Consider the following 18,324-nt stretch of genomic DNA (forward strand, 5'->3'; position numbering starts at 1 on the left):
TCAAGGGCGCGCAGTGCCTTTCCCTTCGGTAATTTCAAGCATGCGATCGACACTGTCAATGGCAAACTCTTCCTGCTCGCCGTTCGGCCAACGCACAAGCACCTTGCTCAGTTTCGTCTCGGCACCAAGCCCGAAATGAAGCCGCAGGTCGCTGCTGCTGTTGTAACTCGAACCACTCCTTACCTCATCGACCCAGCTTCTTTTTGCACCATGTACTACGACCCGCGCCCCGATTGCTGAGCGGTTCGACTTCGTGCCAATCAGCCGCAAGCCAAGCCAGTGGTTTTGATTTCTTGCCTCGTTTACCAACAGCATCGGACGATCGCTCAGGTTATTGACAACCGCCTCAAGCCGCCCATCATTCCACAGGTCCGACACCGCGAGACCGCGCCCCGAAAGCGGCTCCGTCAGACCCGGCCCTGCGCTCTTCGACTCATCACGAAACTTCCCATTGCCGAGATTCCAGTAAAGAAAACGCGGCTCCCGATAGGTCGCTCCAAGCTTTGCTGAATCGACCTCCGGATAGACATGCCCGTTCACGACGAGCAGGTCCGGATAACCATCGTTATCGACATCGGCAAACATCGCCCCCCACCCGAGCGCATCCGAGTTAATGCCAAGCCCAGCTGGAAACGTCTCATCCGTAAACGTTCCATCGCCATTGCTCTTGTACAGCGTCGATGTGTCGTCAGAGAAGTTTGTCTTGAATAAGTCGACATGACCGTCGCCGTTATAGTCCGCCGCCGTCGCTCCCATGCCAGCCTGCTCGCGTCCATCCTCGTTGAACGCCGCCCCAACATCCGCGGCCACATCGGTGAAGGTGCCATCCTTGTTATTGCGATAAAGGATGGATGGCGTTGAATCACAAGCCATGTAGATATCCGGCCACCCATCCTCGTTGAAATCGATCGTCGTCACCGAAAAGCAGTAATGCCCCGCCGTCTTCTCAATCCCGCTGGTCGCGCTCACGTCCTTGAAGTGCCCATCGCCTTCGTTATGAAAGAGAAGATTCGGTGCACTTGGGAGCCCACGCGGCCCGCACATCACCGGTGTGCCCTTCCAGATGCATCCAGCCTGCTGGCCCGGCATCGGCGTCTTCGCCAGGTCGAAGTGCACGTAGTTCGCGACGGCTATATCCAACCGCCCGTCTCGGTCATAATCGACGAACGCGCATCCCGTCCCCCACTCCTTACCGGTCCCGGCGACGCCAGCCTGATCCGACACGTCGCGAAAGGTCCCATTGCCTTGATTGTGGAAGAGCCTGTTCTTGCCATAGCCCGTCACATACAGATCATCGAAGCCATCGTTGTCGTAGTCCCCGACACAAGCCCCTTGTCCCCATCCCGAAGACACCAGGCCCGCCTTCACCGTTACGTCGGTAAAGCTCCCGTCGTGATTGTTATGCAGAAGATGATTCGTCGCCGAACCTACGCTCGCCGCGCCAAGATCTCTGCCGTTGACGAGAAAGATATCCGGCCAGCCGTCGCGGTCATAGTCGATGATTGCCACGCCCGAGCCCGTAGCCTCGACGATGTACTTCTTGTTCTCCTCGCTCCCATTCACATTGCGAACGGTGAGCCCGGCCTTCGAAGCGACATCGACAAACCAGGCCGGGGTTGGATGTTCCGCGCTCGCGGGATAGACCTTCTGCTGCTGACCATGCGTTTCCACAAGCATGAAGCAGCAAGCTAGCCACACCGCAAGCCAACGAGTCACAGGCCAGCCTTCGCAGCCGAACCCATCGCGACCTGCTTCAGAATCTTCCCACCCTCTTCAATCACATACAGCTTGTTCGGCGGAAGATCCCGAAGCACGTCCTTCGTTCCCGACGGCCACACAATCTCAACCTCGTCCACGGTGGTCGCCTTATCCAGTCCGAAGTGAACCCTCAGGTCGTTCTGCGAATAGTAACTTCCCCCGCTGCGAACCTCTTCAATCTGCCGCATCGGCTGCTTGCCCTGTCCCGACTCCGCATCCTCAGCCGTCCGCGCGGTCACGGTAATGCGCGCCCCCACGCCCGTGCGGTTGCTTTTCTTTCCAACCAACCGAATTTTCAACCAGTTCCGCATGATCGTCGAATCGCACCGGAGCAACTGCGGCACTGAGTTCACGCAGTTCACCACGACATCCATATCGCCATCGTTATCGAAGTCCCCGAACGCGCATCCACGCGCCGCGACCGCAGCCGTCATGCCGCTCCCCGCCTGGTTCGTCACCTCTTCGAACTGCCCCGTGCGCAGGTTGCGATACACATACTTATGCTCGGCATAAGGAGAATCCAAATGTGAGTTATCGACCTCCGGGTACACATGGCCATTCGAGATGAAGATATCCAGCCACCCATCATTATCGAGATCGACAAAGCCGACGCCCCATCCGAGATAGCGCGTGTTGATCCCAAGCCCCGAGAGATAGGTGTGATCCTCAAACGTTCCATCGCCAAGGTTCTGATACAGCGAATCTGTATCTCCCGCGAAGTTAGTCTTGACGATGTCTAGCTGCCCATCGCGATTGAAGTCCCCAACGGAAACACCCATGCCAGCCTGTGGCTTGCCATCCGGCGAGTAAGCAATGCCCGTTTCGATCGCAAGATCCTTGAACGTCCCGTCCTTCTGATTCTGGTAGTAAGTGGCTGCCGTCGAGTCGTTCGCAACGTAGATATCCGGCCACCCATCATTGTCGAGATCCGCAACCGAAACACTCAGCCCGTACGTTCCGATCGTGTCCCACATTCCCGCCTTCTTGGAGACATCCGTGAAGGTTCCATCGCCATTGTTGTGATACAGAATGTTCTTTCCACCATCCAGCCCCGGAGGTCCGCAGGCCACCTGGATGCCCTTATACGCACACCCCGCCGCCTCTGGCAGAGGAGCTGTCTTGATATCGAAGTCGATGTAGTTCGCGACAAATAGATCAAGATGGCCATCGCGGTCGTAGTCAAGAAATGCGCAGCCCGAGTTCCAGCGCGTCTTCGATTGTGCCAGGCCAGCCTTCACCGTTACATCCGTGAACGTCCCATCGCCGTGGTTCTTATAAAGAATGTTCTGCCCGTAGTAACTCACGAACAGATCGTTCCACCCATCGTTGTCATAGTCCCCAACGCAGCAACCCTGTCCCCACCCCGACCGCGTCATCCCGCTCTTCGCCGTTACATCCGTAAACGTGCCATCGCGATTGTTCTTGAACAACCGGCTGATCGGTTCCTGCCCCTTCGGAAAGCCTTCGAGCCTCGTTCCATTGACGAGAAAAAGATCAAGCCAGTCATCGTGGTCGTAGTCATAGAACGCGACGCCACATCCCGTCGTCTCCAGCAGGTAGCGATTCTTATGCTCGCCGCCGTATATCGTCTTCGCGGTCAGCCCACTCTCTTTCGCCACGTCGACGAAGCTGTACCCAAGCGGAGTGCCCTTCACAGGGGAGGGAATCGTACTCGGGGCAGGTCGCGCCTTCGCCTCGAACACTGGCCTCGATCCGATCTGCCCTTTCGGCGCAGCTTCCTGAGCCGGAACCGCAAGCTTCAGCACATCCTCAAGCGAGAGTACAAGTGCAGTCCGCGAAAGCGATCGAATGAAGCCGCGTCGTGTCCAGATCAAGAAATCTCCACCTTCTCTACCGCTGTCTCAGCGCACAAGTATAAAGAGTGCCAGCATACGTCATCAACAGGACGGCTGGCTCAGTGCAGCACAACCGGCACAAGCTTCCCGCTGCCTTCGCGCATCCGGTACGTCCTGTCCGCCTGCACCCCGCGTATGCGCTCGACGATACCTGTCACTGGCCACGTCACCGCAATCTCCTCCACGCGATCCGCAGTGCCAATCCCGACGTGCTGCCGGAGCGGATTGCCTCCAAAGCTCGACCCATACCCCACCGTCCGGTAGATATGCCTGGCCCCACTCCCACTCTTCACAGTCACGTCAATGCGCGCACCGAAGGCCGCCCGGTTCGTCTTTACCCCCTCGAGCATCACCGTCACCCAGTGGTTCCCGTTCCCGGGATTCTGATAGAGCGCGCTTTGATAGCTATCCCCCGTCTGAGCCCCACCCATCTCCTCAAACACATCTTCGAGCCCCACATTTCGAAGATCCGCAAAGACAATCCCATGCCCTTTCTGCAGATGCCCAAAGCCGCCCGCCGTGGTTACGTCCTCGAACCTCTGCCCACCCGCATTGCGAAACATCCGGTTCGGCAACAGCGCCTGGTACGTTGAGTCGCCCGTCCCCAGGTATACATCGAGCCACCCGTCGTTATCGAGATCTCCGAAGTTCGCCCCCATCGGCAGAATCGCCCGATTCATATGCATTGCCGCCGTTACGTCCTTGAACGTCCCATCATGCATGTTGCGGTACAACTTCGGGAACTCGGCATGGTTCGGTAGACCTATTTCGAACGCGCCAACATCCGCCGTCCCGGCAGTCGAGTAGCCCGCGACGAACAGGTCCGGCCATCCGTCGTTGTCATAGTCGAAAAACCACGTTGCAAAGCTGTTGCTCTGCAACGCAACACCAGCCATGGCCGTCACGTCAGTGAACTTCCCCTTGCCATCGTTGCGAAAGAGACGATTCTTCCCATACATCACCGACACATATAAGTCTGGCCGCCCATCGTTATTGAAGTCCCCCCAAGCCACCCCCTTGACGAACCCCAAATCCGCCAACCCACTCGCCCCGCCTACCTCGGTAAACGTCCCATCCCGGTTATTCCGAAACAACTGCGACGGGTGCGGATCGCTCGCCGTCGACTCATGCCCCACCATCACATCGAGCCACCCATCCCCATCGAAGTCCGCCCAGGCCGCCGTCTGCGTCGGATGCATCGAGAGCAGCCCCGCCTCCTCCGTCACATCGTCGAACGTCCCATCCCCATTGTTCCGCAGCAACGACATGGGATAGCATCCCTGCTTACCCCACCATCCGCCACGCAACACAAGCACATCCGGCTTGCCATCGTTGTTGTAGTCCGTCAGAACGATGTTCAACCCACCGGTCTCCCCGATCAAACCGGCCCGCCGCGTCACGTCCCGAAACGTCCCGTCACCGTTGTTATGGAACAGGTGCATCTGGTCCAATGGCCCAGACGATGTCACCATCACATCGAGCCACCCATCCCCGTCGAAGTCCTCAACGACGACTCCGCCGGCATGCGAAGTAATATCGATTCCCGCACCTGCCGCAACCTCCGCAAACTCCGGCAGCGCTGCATCTGACTTGAACCGCGCCGGTGGGATGACCCATTTCGCCGGGACATCCTGCGGATACTTCCCAAGCTGCATATAGGCGATGTTTAGCAGCCACTGAGCCTCGGTATCCTTCGCATCGCGCTCCAGCAGCGCCGTCAACTCCCGCACCGCACCCTGCGCGCCCCGCGGCATCTGATGAACGGCGCTCGCCCGCAGAGGAAACACGCAGGCGCCCTGCCCATGCATGTGTGCGCAGTTCTCCTGCTCGCCAAGCCGCAAATACGCCGTCGCGAGCCACCGCCCAAGCTCCTTTGCGTTCTCTGCCGGGATCATCTCGTTCGCAGCCGTCCACCGCCGGCGAACCTCTTCAAGCTGGCGCACAGCCCCTTCGTTGTCCCCCGCACCAAGCATCTCCCGGGCAAGCTGCTGGCGGACGACGGAGTCCTCACGCAACGCGAGCTTCTGCGTCCGCAGCATCTCCGAGTAGTACCGTACACGCTCCCCGGGCTTGCTCGGATCGAGCTTCCAATCCGTCGCCGCAAAAACACTCCGCAGCCTCTCGGCCATGCGCTTCGTGCTGGCACTCTGGTAGACCGGGTCCGTGTCAGCGCCCTTCGCCGGAAGTGACACCGACCCGATCATCGGAGCCGGCATCGCCATCTCCTGCGCACCGGCCCGCTCACCAGCGAACAACTTCATCGCGACAAGACAGACAAGCAGGCTGTGGAGCTTAGTTCGCATTCTCAATCTTCGGTTCGCTCGCGCTCTGGAGCCTCTGCGCCGTCGCCGTCTCCCGGCTCGCGTCGTCCTTGCGTCCCATCGTCCGATAGGCCTGTCCAAGCAGGCTGTGCGAGATGTAGTTCCCGGGATCCATCTGCACTGCGTGCTCGAGATACGTCGCCGCCCCAAGCGCATCTCCGCGCTTCAACATCGTCTTGCCCAGCAGAATGTACGGACCCGTCGCATTCGGCTCCAGCAAGAGCGCCTCCTGCAAGCTGTGCTGCGCCTCCTCGTACCGCGCCGCGCGACTATACGCATCGCCAAGCCGGTCATAGACAGAGCCCTCCAGCGGATTGCTCGTACGCTCCTTCTCAAACTCTGCAATGGCCTCGTCGAGATGATTTCCGGCAAGCGCGATCTCGCCGAGCAGCGCGTGCGCCAGGGGAAGGGAAGGCTGCAGATCCAGCGCCTTCTTTGCAAAGCCTTGCGCCAGCGGAAGATACTCACGCCTCAGAAGCATCCTTGCCGCCAATAGGTAAGCAGGAGCCCCATCCGGCGTAAACCCATACTGCATCGCGAATGCACGCCGCGCATCGTCGTATCGACGCGCATCGATGTAGCACAGCGCAAGCACGTAGTTCGGATCCGCCTTCGTCCCGGAGTTCATCGTTCGCGATGCTTCGAGCAGAGGAATCGCATCCGCCGGACGCCCAAGCCGGAACAGCGTCATCCCGCGCATCTGCGTCGACTCGACATCCGTCCCATCTTCCTTGAGCGCGATCCCGAAGGCAGCATCCGCCGCCTGTAGATGCCCAAGCGCATACTGCGCCAGCCCCTCCATCCTGCTCAGCCCATGTGGCGCTGGCTGCTTTGTGCGCAACTCGGCGATCTGGGTCAATGCATCCTGCGGATGGCCTGAATCGATCGTCTTCCGCAGACTCTGCAGTACCTCAGCCGTGCTCCCTCCAGCATCAACCTTCGCAGACGGGGTCGTCGTCTGCCCGCTCAGCACCAGGCCGGAGCAACCCACGGCAAGTGCTGCTACGCACAACCAACCCAACCCGAATCTCTTTTCGTTCCTGTCCATGTTCTTACCCGGCCCGCTCGTTCATTCGAAACGCATGCACTCCCAAAGTCAAAAAAAGGGAGGAGCCTCTTGGGCTCCTCCCACAAACTGCTGCAACTTGTTAGAACTGCACGCGAGCCGAGAACTGCATCTGCCGTGGATTCGATCCATTCGGATACGGCCCGCCGGTGATCGCGCCGCCCTGATCGATGTTGCCGTTGGGGCTGGCGAAGTTGATGTGGTTGAAGGCGTTGAATCCATCTGCCCGCAGTTGGAAGGTGACCTTCTCGCGAATCAGGAAGTTCTTCTGAATCGAAAGATCGCCGTTGAAGAAGCGCGGTCCAAACTCCGAGTTGCGGCCAGTGTTGCCAATCTGGTCCAGCCCGGGAATAAAGAACGGCGTGCTTCCGTTGGTGAGGTTGACCTTGTCATAGTAGGAAAGCCCGTTTGGACCGCCCGGGAAGCCCGTGACGTGCCGCTTGAACGAGTCCTTCTGGCCGGAGACATAGCATGGTGCGCTCCCCGGCAGGTTCGCGCTGCAGGTGGAGTAGTTGAGCGTGAACGGCAGACCGCTCGAGTATGTGATGACCGGATTGATCTCGATGCCGCCAACGATTGTGTTGACGATCCTGTTCGCATTTCCGAAGAGCAGCTTGCCTTTACCCATCGGTAGCTGGAACAACCCGTACACGATCACCTGCTGCTGACGCAGAGCGCCATCGCGACCGCGAACCGCCGGACGGCTCCAGGTGGAGTAACCCGTCGCCTCGCTGATCGCCTGCTGCCACGCATAGTTGGCGTTCAGCGAAATGCCATGAGCCATGGTCTTGGTGATCGTTGCCTGCAGTGCGTTGTAGTGTGAGTCGAGGTCGTTGCCGTAGTACTGGATGCCGTTCGTCCAGCCGCATCCGCCGTTTGGAGCATTCACGCCTCCGGCCGCCGTATACGCCGCATCCGAGCAGGCCGCCAGTTTGCCGCCGTAGTACCGCTGCAGGTAGATCGAGTTCCCAGTCGCCGTCTGACCCGGTCCCGGAAGCGCGTTTCCTGCCGCCGGATCGTAATGGAGGGTTTGACCGTTCACGCTGTACTGCGCGGGAAGCGTGATCGCCGCCTCGTTCGGGTTCGTCTGCTGCCCGGACTGATCGCCCAGGGTGTGTGTTCCTTTGTTCGCGACATACGCCATCGTGAACGACAGTGTCGGCGAGAGCGACTGCTGGACCGACAGGTTCCAAGCATCCAGGGTAGGCAGGCGGAGGGTCGTCGGCCGCGAGTGCGAGTTCACTAGGTTGCCGGGGTTTGGAAGAAGGCCATTCGATGGAACGGCAACCGGCGTTGGTGCCGGAGGACCGTTCTGCAGCAGGAACGCCGAACCCTGGTTGCCGACCTGCGTCACCTGTTGAGCGGCCAGCACGGGAAGGTTCTGCGTTGCCGCATGACCGAAGATCGACCCGAACACGCCGATATCGAAGCTGCGCCCGTAGCCCGCACGAATCACCGTCTGTGGCGTCACCTGGTAGGCAACACCGATGCGTGGGTTATAGGTGTTGGTCGAGCGCTGGTAGTTCATGTTGCTTCCCACGCTGCCGATACCCGCAACCTGCAGATAGCCGGTGGCGAGGTTCAGCAACGAGCCGTTGCCCGGCCCGTTGATGCTCTCGGGGAAGTACATCTCGTACCGCAGGCCGAGGTTCATGGTCAGCTTCTGGCTTACGCGCCATGTGTCCTGTGCGTAAAAGAAGTCGCGTTTCTGGAACTCCTTCGCGTTCGTCGAGGTGCTCACGAACCGAAGGAAGTTTGTCACCTTGCCCGTTACGAACGTCGCGAAGCCAAGTCCGCTCTGGCCGGTCGCCCCGGGAAGTGCTGTCGGCCCGGAGTTGAACTGGAGTTCGCCGGTGCGATCGTCGTCGCTCGGGACGCGCAGGTTGCGCGCATACCGAAGGTCGGCGCCGAACTTGATCGAGTGATTGCCGATCGTCTTGGTCCAGTTGTTTGCAAGCTGGAACTGGTCCTCGCGTTCTGCAAGAGGGCAGTTACAGCGGTTGATGTTCAAGCCGGCTCCATACTGCGATCCCGTGTCCTGGCTCGGCAGAGAGCCAAAGCTCGTGCCCACATCTTGAATACGGAAGCCTGGAGATCCGCTTGTGAAGCTGTTCGATGTGTTCACGCCAGGGATTCCAAGCGCCGTGCCGGCCGCGGTGCCCTGGTCATACTTCGACGTCTTGATGTTGTAGCGGAAGTAACCAAGCCGGATATCCGTCACCAGCTTCGAATTCACCGCGACATCGACACCCGCCGCGGCACTGTCGTTCGCGCCCTGCGAGGTTCCACCATAGCCGCCGAGACCGAAGCCCGCACCGCCCGCGTCGCCGAACATGACTGCGCCCGTAAGTGTATCGGTAAAGCGACTGAACCGGCCGAAGGCATGGATACGCTCGCTGAACTGGTAGTCTCCGCGAACATCCCACTGGTTGCTGTTGAACAGACCGTTACCGCTCTTCGAATAGTTCTGCACCAGTCCGGGGAAGGTGCCGGTGTTGTTGTTCGGAGCGAAAGGCTGAAGCGACTTCAGCACCGCGAGCGCCGGGGCCGAAAGGTCCGACGCGGGGATGACGTTATTCGCATAGGGCGTGGTGGTGTAGGTGCCATCCGCGTTAAGAGTGTTCTTGTAGACAAGTTGGCCGCCACCGGCAAGTGCGGTCGCGTACTCACTGAAGTCGCAACCCCCACCTCCAAGGCAAGAGTTGATCAGTTTTTGCGTCGGAACCGTCTGCGTGTTCGCCGTACCAACCTTTTGCCGGACGCCTTGGTAGTCGCCGAAAAAGAATGCCTTGTCCTTCAGGATCGGCCCACCCACCGAGCCGCCGAACTGGCTCTTGATCGCGCCCGGGACGCCCGTCGCGGCTGGCTGGTTGAACGGATCGCGCGCCAGGTTGTAGCTGCTCTCACGATAGTCGAACGCCGAACCGTGGAAGCTGTTCGAACCCGACTTCGTCTGCGCCGTGATCACAGAGGAAACCGCTTTGCCGAACTCAGCGTCGAAGTTCTGCGTCGTAATCTTCGTCTCCGAAAGCGAATCCGAGTTCGGGTTGATCACGATGATGCCCAGGATCGGATCCTGGTTATCGGTTCCGTCCAGTTGGAACGCCACACCCGCGAACGCCTGTCCATCGACTTCGATCTGCTTGGATCCCTGCGGGTTTTCGCTCGGCGCATGGCTCCAGCCAAGCTGCTGCGCACCGGGAAGAAGAAGCTGCAGGTTCGTAAAGTTACGATCCGGAATGGGCAGGTCGACGATCTCCTGCGAGCTGAACGTCGTCGAAACGTCCGCGCGATCCGTCTTCAACTGCGGAATCGAATCGGCGCTCACGTTCACCACCTGATCCGAGCCGCCGATCTCCAGCACTGCTTCCACCTTGCGCGATGTATCCGCCTGGACGAGCACACCCTGCGCCTGGTAGCCCTTGAAGCCAGCCGAAGCAATCTTGATGTCATACGTGTCCGGGATAAGGTGATCCACGGTAAACTCGCCGCTACCGTTCGACGTCACGTTGTTTGAGGTTCCCTTTGCCGTATCCGTCACCGTGATCGTAGCGTTCGGGATTACGGCGCCTGTCGAATCGGTCACGGTTCCAAAGATGGAGCCGTAGACTGCTTGGGCCATCGCTCTTGGTGCGCTCGCCAGCGACGCAAGCATCACGCCCAGGCAGACCGCTAATTTGAACTTGCTGAACTGCTCCCTCATACAACCTCCTAAGTACCTGCGCCGCTGTTGTGCGGCCGTTCCCAACCCGTCGCCGTCAGCCTCTCTCGCGGAGACCTGGCTGGCAACGAATGACCCTGTAGTGCCCGCTCTCATCCTTTTGGTGGAGAACGTCGTAAACCCATTGGCGATTTCGTCGAGAACCTTACTGAACGGAAGCGGACACTGTCAAGCCACTTTGTTGGTACGCGGAGACCCCAGCTGTTATAACAATTGGTCCGACCGCGTTACCGCGCTGAGAAAACGTTTATTATCCGCATTTACAGATTTCCATCTTGGGAAATTACCAAATAACGTAGCCGGAATTGCACTGTAACTTATCTGAAATGACATGGCAATTAAGCCTTTTCGTCAGGAGTGCTATAGTTTCCCGAATGGTTTTGGAGGCCGGTTTATGCCCAAGTTGTTTCCCGAGGCAAAGTCATCACTACGCCGCACACGGGCCCGTCTTACCGTTCTCGCCGGTGTCTTCGCCCTGTCGACCGCGCTTCTAAGCACTGCGTTCGCCGCCGCCCAGACCGCAGCCAGCCCCGCCTCTGATATCTGGTGGAAGCACGCCGTCGTCTATGAGATCTACCCCCGCTCCTTCCAGGACTCCAACGGCGACGGCATCGGCGATCTCAACGGCATCACCCAGCGCATGGACTATCTCCAGAATTTGGGCATCGACGCCATCTGGATCTCCCCCATGTACCCCTCGCCCCAGGTTGACTTCGGCTACGACATCTCCAATTACGAGGCTGTCGACCCCCAGTACGGCACCCTCGCCGACTTCGACAAGCTCCTCGCCACCGGCAAGCAGCACAACATCCGCGTCATCCTCGACATGGTCATGAACCACACCTCGGACAAGCACCAGTGGTTCGTCGACGCCGCCAGCTCCCGCACCAACCCCAAGCACAACTGGTACGTCTGGAACGACGGCATCCCCGCCGACTCGCCCGGCGTCGGAGCCTTCCAGAAGAAGTACGAGCACGAAGGCAAAGTCCCACCCAATAACTGGACCTCGACCTTCGGCGGCTCCGCGTGGGAGTGGGTCCCCGCCGTTCACCAGTTCTATTACCACTACTTCTATATCCAGCAGCCCGACCTCAACTGGCGCAACCCCGCCGTCGAGAAGGCCATGTTCGACACCATGCGCTTCTGGCTCGACCGCGGCGTCGCCGGCTTTCGTCTCGACGCCATCCCCACCCTCTTTGAAGACACCCAGCTCCGCAACGCTCCCGACAAGGGTGGCATCAACGCCCAGGGCGATCCCAACCTCTCCGACGAGTACCAGAGCAATCTCCCCGAAGTCCACGGCGTCATCCGCCGCATGCGGGCCATGACCCAGGCCTACCCGGGCAACCGCGTCCTCATCGGCGAAACCTACCTCCCCAACACCGCCGAGCTGGACCTCTGGTACGGCGGAGCGAAGAAGGACGAGCTCAACCTCCCCATGGACATGCTCATGGGCTTCACCAACAAGTTCGACGCCACCGACTTCCGCAACCACATCACCGAGGCCGAGACCCAGCTCCACGGCTCGCTCCCCCTCTTCGTCTTCGACAACCACGACAACATCCGCTCCATCGACCGCTTCGGCGACGGCACCCACAATCCCCAGATCGCCCGCCTCCTCGCCGGAATGCTCTTTACCAGCCACGCCGCCGTCCTCACCTACTACGGCGAAGAGCTGGGCATGCCCACCACCACGCCCACCCGCAAAGAGGACGTCAAGGACCCCATCGGCATCACCGGTTGGCCCAAGGAAAAGGGCCGCGACGGCGAGCGCACCCCCATGCAGTGGGACGACTCACCCCAGGCCGGCTTCAGCACGAACGCGAGCACCTGGCTCCCCATCCCGCCGAGCTACAAGACCATCAACGTCAAGTCCGAGATGGCCGACCCCAACTCCGAGCTAGCCTGGTTCCACAAACTCATCGAGCTCCGCCGCACCCTCCCCGCCCTGCATGACGGAGGCGTCACGATGCTCGACAAGTCCAACACCAACGTTCTCTCGTGGGTCCGCACCTTGCCTGGCCATCCGTCGGTAGTAAGTGCCTTCAACTTCAGCGCCCAACCCCAGACCATCACCCTCGACCTGACCGGCACCCCCGCCAAGGGCACGCAAGTCAAGACCCTACTGAGCGATGCCCCCGCCCTTCAGTCCACCACCACCCTGAAAGACATCACCCTCCCGCCCTACTCCACCTGGATCGCGACCGTCGAGTAGCCTCCTCCTCATCGCTTTTGCCGAACCACGAAAAACGTCCGGGTGCCCCATCCTCACCGACGGCACCATCGTCGGTGAGGGTGGGAACGTAAACCGCCCGACCGCCGTTGCCTTGCTCTCCCTTGTACAGTTGTCGAAGACCAACCACCACCCAACCCACAACAAGGACGGCCATGGAACCCAACGCCCCATCCCTGCAGCAAATCAAAGATTCCATGCGCGCCACCTGGATGGCTGGCGACTTCGGCGTTGTGGCCAAAACCATCTCCGGCAACGCCGAAGAGTTCATCAGCCGCCTCACCGTTCCGCCCGGCACCCGCGTCCTCGACGTAGCCTGCGGCACCGGAAACCTCGCCATCCCGCTCGCCCGCGCAGGAGCCATCGTCACCGGCGTCGACATCGCCGCCAACCTCCTCGTCCAGGCCCGGGACCGCGCCGCAGCCGAAGGTCTGTCCGTCACCTTCGACGAGGGCGACGCCGAGCAGCTCCCCTATCCCGACGCCTCCTTCGACGCCGTCGTCACCATGTTCGGAGCCATGTTCGCCCCGCGCCCCGAAGTCGTCGCCTCGGAACTCGCCCGCGTCCTCAAGCCCGGGGGGCTCCTCGCGATGGCAAACTGGAACCCCGCCAGCTTTTCCGGATTAATGTTCAAGGTAGGCGGCAAACATACTCCGCACCCTCCCACTATCCCTCCACCCGTCCTCTGGGGAGACGGAACCACGGTCCGCCAGCGTCTGGCCCCATACTTCACCGGCATCGAGACCGAGCTCATCCCGATCGACTTCGATCTTCCCACAAGCCCTGCCGGCGCCGTCGCATTCTTCCGCACCTACTTTGGTCCAACGCACATGGCCTACAAGCGTCTCGACGAAGTCGGCCAGCAAGCCCTCACCGCCGACCTCGAAGCCCTCTGGACCAACGCCAACGTCTCCCAGGATCCTGCCAACCACACGCTCATCCGCAACGAGTACCTGCAAGTCACCGCAACCCGAAGCTGATTCCTCTACTTGCCTCCGAACACCTGCTTCAACAGGGCGGTCGACCGTGCCGCGGGGTTCGTCCGGATCTGCTTTTCCTGCTCTCCCAGCATGTAGAACAGTCCATCGAGCGCCTTGCTCACCACGTAGCTGTCAATATCGAACTTCCCGCTGTTCATGAACGGCAACTGCGGAGCCTGTCCCGCCAGCGCCTGGTACTGCTGCGTCACGCCGTTCTCCTTCATCGCCGCCTCTACATGCGGCCTGAAGGCGGTCGTCAGCTCGGCCGACGTCTTCGACTTGAAGTAGTCGGTGATCGAAGTATCGCCTCCATTCAGCAGCTTCCGCGCATCGTCGATCGTCATCTCCCGCACCGCACCCGCGAAGATCTTCTCCGCCTCAGGCGCCGCCGACTCCGCGGCATGGTTCATGCTGGCGACGAAGTCGTCGATCTTCGGCCCCTGTCCCGCCGCGCGCAACCCCTTCTCCACCGGCCGAAGGCTCTGCGGAAGCAGGATCTTGATCGCCTGGTTATCGAGATAGCCACCCGGCTGCGCCACCAGCTTCACTGCCTTCTGCGTCCCTACGGAAAGCGCATCTTTGAGACCGGAAGCGATCTGCGTATCCGGCAAACCCGCACCGGCGCTTGAACCGCCGAAGCCTGGAAGTTTGGGAAGCTGCGCCCCGGCAACCACGGGGGCAAAAGCTAAACAGCAGATGAGGGCGAGACGTGCTGCGCGGTGTGACATGGGGTTGGCTCCTGACCAGCTAACGGTAGCACGGGAACGCACTCCGCTGTGACCAGCGAAACCTCCGGCACTCGACCTGCAGGGGATCCCCCCAACCTTGCCACCGTGCCGCCCATTCCGTACCATTAGCCAACCATGCCCATCCGCTTCGCCAGGCTAGCCTTAATCCTCTTCGTCTCCATCCTTCCCGCCTTCGCCCAATCCCCCCTCACCCTCCTCAGCCGCGACCAGGCCTCCGCCATCCTCCCCCCAACCGTCTTCTATCGCGGCAAATCCGCTCCCATCCAGGGCCGCAACTCCGCCGGCATCAAGTTCCTCGGAGACCGTCTCGTCCTCGCCACCCTCGTCGATACCTCCGGGTACAGCACCGCCGTACAGGAAAACTACCAGGCCTACCTCATCACCGAGAATCCTCTGAAGATCGGCGATCAGACCTTGAAGCCCGGAGCCTACGGCGTCGGCATGATCGCCAACAACCAGTTCATCGTCCTCGACCTCGGAGCCCACGAACTCTTCAAGACTGCCTCCACCCGCGACACCGCCCTGCCGCGCCCCAACCCCCTCCAGATCCTCCCCGACCCATCGTCCCAGGGAAGCGCACGCCTCTACCTGGGCCGAAACTACGTTACCCTGACCCCCGACCTGACCGGCCACTAATTCTTCGGCCGAGCTTCCCCAAGGCCTTTTACTTAGCCCGCGTATAAACAACCGGGCTAAGCTCTCCACCCTGCTTCAACTTATAGAACTTATCGCCTGCGACACCACGAAACTGCTGCGTCCCCCCACCCGGCCACGAGACCTCAACGACCTCCGCCACCTTAGCCGCGCCAAGCCCAAAGTGCAGCCGCAGATCGCTCTGCGAAAGATAACTCCCGCCCGACCGAACCTCCTGCATCTGCGTCACCCCACCCACCGTCACCTTCACCCGAGCATTCAAGGCCAGCCGATTCTTCGGAGCCCCCTCCAACTGCAAGCTCATCCAGTGGTGCGCCTGATCCGGCCGTGAAGACAAAATCGTAGGCCCCCCGGTCAAATTCTCCACCACCAGATCCAAAGCCCCCCGGTTGAACAAATCCCCGACCGCCATCCCCCGGCTCACCCGCCCCACGCCCAGCGCAGCCTCCGCAGTCTCTTTGAACTTCCCATCCCGAGTATTCCGAAACAGCACCCCCGGCTCCCGGTAATGAATTCCCAGCTTCGCGTCATCCACCTGTGGATACACATGCCCATTCACCAGCACCAGATCCAGCCACCCAGAGTTATCGAGATCGACAAACGCATCCCCCCACCCCACATACCGCTCCGTCCCCCGAGCCACCCCGACAGCATGCGACACATCAGTAAAGTTCATCCCGCCTTCATTTCGATACAGCGCCAAGTACTCATCGCTGAAGTGGCTGACCGCCACGCTCATCCGCCCCTTATTCTCGAAGTCCCCGACGGCAACGCCCATATTCGCCTGCTCGAGCCCATCCTCGCTGAACGCCACCCCCGCGTCCTGCCCAATCTCCTTGAACCGCCCCCCACCCTCATTCTTGTAGAGATAGTTCGTCTCCCCATCGTTCGCGACAAACAGATCGATCTTCCCGTCGTTATCAAAGTCCGTCCAGACCGCCCCCATCCCAAAATAATGCTTCTTGTCATCCACCCCCGCCGAAGCCCCCACCTCCGTAAACGTCCCATCCCCATTGTTGTGATACAGAGAGTCCCCCGACCCCTTCAGCCCCCGCGGCCCGCACTGTACCGCAATCTCGTGATACTGGCACGTCTTCACCGACCCGAACTTCGGCAGATCATTCAAGTCCAGATCCACATAATGCGGCACAAACAGATCCGGAAACCCATCCCCGTCATAGTCCCCGAACGTCACCCCGGTCGCCCATCCCACATCCTTGGCCAACCCCGACTTAGCCGTCACATCCGTGAACGTCCCATCGCCGTTATTGCGATACAGCACCACTCCACCAAAGCAGCTCACCAGTAGATCCTGACGCCCGCTGTTCGTCACATCCGCCACCGCCGCGCCCATCGCCCAGCACGGAGTAGCCACCCCCGCCTTCTCCGTCACATCCGTAAACGTCCCATCATGGTTATTCCGATAGAGCGCCCCCCGCGCCTTTTTCCCCGCCAGCGCCATCGCCACATTCGGAGCATTGGTCAAGTAGATATCCAGCCACCCGTCCCCGTCGTAGTCGATCAGCGCCACCCCACCGCTCATCGACTCGACAATGTATCTCTGCTCCGGGCTCGAAAGATGTTCGAAGTGAATGCCCGTCGAAGCCGTCACATCCTCGAGCCTCGGCGTCCCCTGCGCCCCACCTTTATCAGCCACCAGACACAGCGCCACCAGCGAGGCGAGCCTAACGACCCATCTTGCTCCCGGCATCGTCCCCCGCCCCATGCGGCGACTGAATCCGCATCGCCCCATACACCTCACGCATTCCATCCTTGATTCCTTTGTATTTCTGATACTCCGCCAGCTCCCGCTTCGCATCCTCCGGCCTGTGCATCTTCCGGTAAAGCGCGCTCAGCCGAAAGTGCGCCAGCATGTTGGACGGGTCCGCTTCAAGAACGTGCAGCAAGTACGGCAGCGCCTTCTCATTCTCATTCTTCTCGCTGTAAGCCCGAGCCAGCCCGATCGCCGCATCCGCATTCCCGGGCTGCTCCTTTAGGGCCTGCTCATACAGCCCAGCCGCCCCATCCAGGTCACCCCGATCCGCCCGGATATCTCCAAGCCGCACAGTCGCCTGCACCTCGTGCGGATTCCGTTGAAGCGCCGCCTCATACTCCTTCTCCGCCGCCGCCTTATCCGCCTCGTTATCCGAGCCGTGCAGCGCCTCGGCCAACTCAAAGTGAACCCCAGGCAAACTCGGATCCTTCGCGATCGCCCTGCGAAAGGCCGCGATAGCTCCCGGCAGGTCCCGAATCCGTTCCAACTCATGCGCGATCGCCTGCTGCATCTGCGCCGACTGCGGAGCCGCCAGCGACAAACTCAGCAGCGACTCACCCGCCAGATCACTATGGATCCGATATGACACATACAGCAACTCCGCGTCCGTCGGAGCCGCCTCCAACAGCTTCGCCGCGGTCGCCGCCGCCGCCCCAAGATCCTGCTGCGCCGTCTCCACCTCGATCAGCGTCAGCCCAACCTCTTTCCGAAAGGCAGCATCCGTCAGCCCTCCAACCACGGCCGACAGATCCCCTCGCGCCCCATCCAGCTTCCCAAGCTGGTACTCGCACAATCCAAGCAGCGCCTGGATCCGAGTCAGGTCTGGCTTCATCTGCACCGCAGCGCGCAGATGCTCCTCCGCCTCGGCGTATCTCCCCTGAAAATAAAGCAGAACCCCGAGGTTAGCGCGGGCCTCCACATTCTCAGGCTGGGCCGCCACCAGCGCCGCAAACTCCGGGATCGCCTTCACCGGGTCCTTCGCCTTCAAAAACTCATTCGCCCGCCGCGCATGGTCCTGCGGAGATACAGGAGCACCCGCCGCCGACTGCGCCAACGCATTGCCCAAACCAGACGACATCAGCAAAAGCAAAACACCCGAGAGCACACATCGTGAACGTAGAACCATGAGAACCGTAAAAGACCTTCAAGTGCGAGATACAGACTACGGATGCGTCAGGAACGCCCGTCGTGTTAAGGGCACGCCTTCAGGCG

Annotated in this window: 11 protein-coding genes; 3 read left to right on the plus strand and 8 right to left on the minus strand. The window is 60.5% G+C overall.

The features are described 5' to 3' along the window. The 5 genes from GRAN_RS21945 to GRAN_RS21965 all read right to left on the minus strand — a co-directional run bounded on the left by GRAN_RS21945 (position 1) and on the right by GRAN_RS21965 (position 10,704). Positions 1-1,716, minus strand: coding sequence for a CRTAC1 family protein (locus GRAN_RS21945; RefSeq protein ID WP_241655079.1), 1,716 nt, complete (start codon positions 1,714-1,716; stop codon positions 1-3). Continuing rightward, complete coding sequence (locus GRAN_RS21950; protein ID WP_128915216.1) at positions 1,713-3,593, minus strand: CRTAC1 family protein; 1,881 nt, start codon at positions 3,591-3,593, stop codon at positions 1,713-1,715. Before GRAN_RS21950 ends, GRAN_RS21945 begins: the two co-directional genes overlap by 4 nt. Before the next feature lie 80 nt (positions 3,594-3,673). After that, positions 3,674-5,917 (minus strand): CRTAC1 family protein, encoded by a 2,244-nt coding sequence (locus GRAN_RS21955; RefSeq protein ID WP_128915217.1) that lies wholly within the window; start codon positions 5,915-5,917, stop codon positions 3,674-3,676. Next, positions 5,907-6,956: a tetratricopeptide repeat protein gene (locus GRAN_RS21960; protein ID WP_241655080.1), complete on the minus strand. Its 1,050-nt coding sequence runs from the start codon at positions 6,954-6,956 to the stop codon at positions 5,907-5,909. The genes GRAN_RS21955 and GRAN_RS21960 overlap by 11 nt, the downstream gene beginning before the upstream one ends. A gap of 127 nt (positions 6,957-7,083) precedes the next feature. Then, positions 7,084-10,704 (minus strand): TonB-dependent receptor, encoded by a 3,621-nt coding sequence (locus GRAN_RS21965; protein ID WP_128915219.1) that lies wholly within the window; start codon positions 10,702-10,704, stop codon positions 7,084-7,086. Between the two features lie 412 nt (positions 10,705-11,116). Between GRAN_RS21965 and GRAN_RS21970 the strand changes: the two genes are divergently transcribed. Both GRAN_RS21970 and GRAN_RS21975 read left to right on the plus strand, forming a co-directional pair. Then, entirely contained in the window at positions 11,117-12,937 is a 1,821-nt protein-coding gene (locus tag GRAN_RS21970) for a glycoside hydrolase family 13 protein (RefSeq protein ID WP_128915220.1), read from the plus strand. Positions 12,938-13,110: 173 nt separating this feature from the next. Then, positions 13,111-13,935 carry a class I SAM-dependent methyltransferase gene (locus GRAN_RS21975; RefSeq protein ID WP_128915221.1) on the plus strand — a complete coding sequence of 275 codons (825 nt, stop codon included), beginning with the start codon at positions 13,111-13,113 and terminating at the stop codon, positions 13,933-13,935. 5 nt (positions 13,936-13,940) lie between these two features. Here the strand turns inward: GRAN_RS21975 and GRAN_RS21980 are convergent, their stop codons facing one another. Next, positions 13,941-14,663, minus strand: coding sequence for a DUF4197 domain-containing protein (locus GRAN_RS21980; protein WP_128915222.1), 723 nt, complete (start codon positions 14,661-14,663; stop codon positions 13,941-13,943). A 135-nt stretch (positions 14,664-14,798) separates the two neighbouring features. Here GRAN_RS21980 and GRAN_RS21985 point away from each other — a divergent pair, with 135 nt between their 5' ends. Then, positions 14,799-15,320 (plus strand): hypothetical protein, encoded by a 522-nt coding sequence (locus tag GRAN_RS21985; RefSeq protein WP_128915223.1) that lies wholly within the window; start codon positions 14,799-14,801, stop codon positions 15,318-15,320. A gap of 28 nt (positions 15,321-15,348) precedes the next feature. Here the strand turns inward: GRAN_RS21985 and GRAN_RS21990 are convergent, their stop codons facing one another. Then, positions 15,349-17,049 (minus strand): CRTAC1 family protein, encoded by a 1,701-nt coding sequence (locus tag GRAN_RS21990; RefSeq protein WP_128915224.1) that lies wholly within the window; start codon positions 17,047-17,049, stop codon positions 15,349-15,351. Beyond that, the gene (locus tag GRAN_RS21995; RefSeq protein WP_161571101.1) at positions 17,024-18,190 is read right to left on the minus strand and encodes a tetratricopeptide repeat protein; all 1,167 of its coding nucleotides are present in this window, start codon (positions 18,188-18,190) and stop codon (positions 17,024-17,026) included. The genes GRAN_RS21990 and GRAN_RS21995 overlap by 26 nt, the downstream gene beginning before the upstream one ends. Positions 18,191-18,324: the final 134 nt, after the last annotated feature.

The sequence above is a fragment of the Granulicella sibirica genome, assembly GCF_004115155.1.
GTDB lineage: Bacteria > Acidobacteriota > Terriglobia > Terriglobales > Acidobacteriaceae > Edaphobacter > Edaphobacter sibiricus.

What these genes read in the sequence shown, in the direction of transcription:
- GRAN_RS21970 (WP_128915220.1), top strand. Translation starts at nt 11,117, where the DNA reads ATGCCCAAGTTGTTTCCCGAGGCAAAGTCATCACTACGCCGCACACGG.
- GRAN_RS21975 (WP_128915221.1), top strand. Translation starts at nt 13,111, where the DNA reads ATGGAACCCAACGCCCCATCCCTGCAGCAAATCAAAGATTCCATGCGC.
- GRAN_RS21985 (WP_128915223.1), top strand. Translation starts at nt 14,799, where the DNA reads ATGCCCATCCGCTTCGCCAGGCTAGCCTTAATCCTCTTCGTCTCCATC.
- GRAN_RS21980 (WP_128915222.1), bottom strand. Translation starts at nt 14,663, where the DNA reads ATGTCACACCGCGCAGCACGTCTCGCCCTCATCTGCTGTTTAGCTTTT.
- GRAN_RS21965 (WP_128915219.1), bottom strand. Translation starts at nt 10,704, where the DNA reads ATGAGGGAGCAGTTCAGCAAGTTCAAATTAGCGGTCTGCCTGGGCGTG.
- GRAN_RS21995 (WP_161571101.1), bottom strand. Translation starts at nt 18,190, where the DNA reads ATGTCGTCTGGTTTGGGCAATGCGTTGGCGCAGTCGGCGGCGGGTGCT.
- GRAN_RS21955 (WP_128915217.1), bottom strand. Translation starts at nt 5,917, where the DNA reads ATGCGAACTAAGCTCCACAGCCTGCTTGTCTGTCTTGTCGCGATGAAG.
- GRAN_RS21990 (WP_128915224.1), bottom strand. Translation starts at nt 17,049, where the DNA reads ATGCCGGGAGCAAGATGGGTCGTTAGGCTCGCCTCGCTGGTGGCGCTG.